1 protein-coding gene and 1 pseudogene are annotated in these 2,341 nt (G+C 48.7%); both read right to left on the bottom strand.

The genetic code is table 11. The annotated features are described in order from the left end of the window. Window positions 1–263, bottom strand: a pseudogene (locus BZG79_RS14295) (ABC transporter permease); the annotation flags it as partial. Window positions 264–346: 83 nt separating this feature from the next. Then, on the bottom strand, window positions 347–2,035 hold the full coding sequence (locus BZG79_RS14290) for an ABC transporter substrate-binding protein (protein ID WP_077774734.1): 1,689 nt from the start codon (window positions 2,033–2,035) through the stop codon (window positions 347–349). Window positions 2,036–2,341: the final 306 nt, after the last annotated feature.

Raw genomic sequence — 2,341 nt, 5'->3', positions numbered from 1 at the left:
GGATAAAATTGGATGGAGGTCCCTAAATCCCAGCTCAGCACGTTTTTCATGTAAGTGAAGTACTGCATATAGAGGGGGCCATCGACAAAGCCCAGCAGTTGTTTCATTGCCTCAATCCGCTCTGGGGTGACTTGCACCGAGGCGTTGGCAAACATCATGGTGACAGGATCACCGGGCATGGCTCGAGGAATAATAAAATTGAGTGTTGCTGCCACTAAAAGGGCAATCATGTAAAAAGTTAGCCGTCGGAAAAAATAACCCATAACCCACACCTTACACAGCGAAGTGGTGATGTTCGTGGCGTGAACACCGTGGAAAAGCGGGCGCACAATGCGCCCGATAGTGGTTACTGAACGGGTTTAAGGTCCAGTACGTGGAGAAGACGTTCGGGAATGCCGGCCCAGATAGAGGGGCGACCTTTCGGATTGTCTTCGTTCCACCAACCGGTAAAGCGGGTTGTGTTGTATTGATACATTTGCGCGCCAGAAAGAACCGGAATGGTGACTTGATCCTTGGCGATAATCGCTTGAATTTGGTGAGCAATTTCCAGCTGCTCATTTTTATCCGCGGTTTTGTAGAAGCTATCTAACAACTTGTCGAGCTCGGCATTTTGGTAGTAGTGCATCGCGAACCGCGGCATGCCATCCCCTTCCTGTAGGTTGGAGTTATACGCACTGTTCCAGTAAGTGTAAGGGTCGGCACCGTGGAAATAGTTGGTGTAGGCCACATCGTAATCGGCTTCGAGCATGGCTTGGTTATACACCGAGAAATCCGGGGTACGTGCTTTTGTTTTGATACCGGCATCGGCAAGTTGCTCAACCGCCAGTTGTACGGTGTTATTAAAGTCAGTCCAGCCATTGGGCGACTGAATTTCTAGCTCAAACGATTTACCCGATGGTGTTTCAACAAAGCCATCACCGTCTTGATCTGTAAAGCCGGCTTCAGCGAGCAGGGCTTTGGCGCCGTCTAGATCGTAAGTATTGTATTGACGATATTTCTCATGCACTGCGTCGTCTGACCAGGCTTCAAAGGCATACCCAAGGCCGGATGCAAAGTCATTCACCGTGCCACCGCCATAAAAAGCGATATCAATGATGGTTTGACGATCAATCGCCATCGAGAAAGCACGGCGAAAATCGACATTGGTCAGCGCTTCGCGCTTGGCAGGATCGGGGTCATTAAAGTTGACCATAAAGGCCTGAGTGCCGGCAGCCGGATACCAATAGTGATGGTTTGGATTGGCCGCGGCATAGGTGCGATCAATGTCGGGAATAAACGAGGACGTCCAGTCCATTTCGCTGTTTATCACCTTACTCAAAAACTGATCGTTATTGGCAATCTGTGGCACACGCAGGCAATCGACGTCGAGATTATCATTATCCCAATAATGCGGGTTGCGGCACTGAATATAGAGTTGCGAGGTAAAGGTATCGACAGTGGTGAAGGGGCCTGACCCGACAGGATTCTCGTTGGTATATGAGGCGGGGTTGTCGATGTTTTCCCACACATGCTTAGGCACCACGGGGACTTTGACAATCTCATAAGGGACGTTCGAATTAGCTTCAGTGAGCTCAAAGCGGATGGTGTAATCATCGACTTTCTTCACATCGTCGATCCACTGGTTAATCCCCGATTGGTCGAGTTCTGGGTTCGCTTTGACCAAATCAAACGAATACACCACATCATCGGCGGTGTAGGCTTCACCGTCTGACCACTTCACCCCTTTACGCAGGGTAAAGGTGACACTTTTTAAATCGTCTGCCATGTCGAAATCCGTCGCAATACGATAAACGGGCTCGTTGCCTTGTAGTTCATTAAAGACGACCAAAGGTTCATAGACAAAGTCGGTCGTCGTGTGAAGATAGGTCGATCCTAAATAGGGGTTAAAGTTACGGACGAAGGTATTGAATTCTTTGGGATGAATGGTGAGCTCACTGCGCTCAGCAGCACTTGCGCCAGCACTCATGCTTAACGCACCAATTATTGCAGAGGCAAGTAGGGTCTTGCTGGCAATTCTACTGTTACTCGAAAACATAGCCATTCCTTACTGTTGCTTTCAGTTCACGTGATGGATAGTGGTGAGCTCTTTAATGGACCGCCTGTGAGCTCAATGTTACCGGTTGCTAACGTTCCGCTGTGGTTGTCGTCATGGTGTTATTGCAAGAGGTCGGCCAGCAACTCCCTTCAATAAGCCCCAGTTACCCCTTTGCTGCAACGGTCGAAATCGTTAAAACCGTAAAAACACCTTTAATCGTCGTTATTTTCGTTAAAATGAAGGGCTTGAGAAGACGATTGTCCATGCAGTTAGTCTCAAAATCGTTCATTTCACCCTCAATAAGCT

It is taken from the genome of Salinivibrio sp. MA427 (assembly GCF_001996115.1).
Lineage (GTDB): Bacteria > Pseudomonadota > Gammaproteobacteria > Enterobacterales > Vibrionaceae > Salinivibrio > Salinivibrio costicola.
Note: the sequence above shows the minus strand (reverse complement) of the source record. Positions and strands in the feature narration are given on the sequence as shown.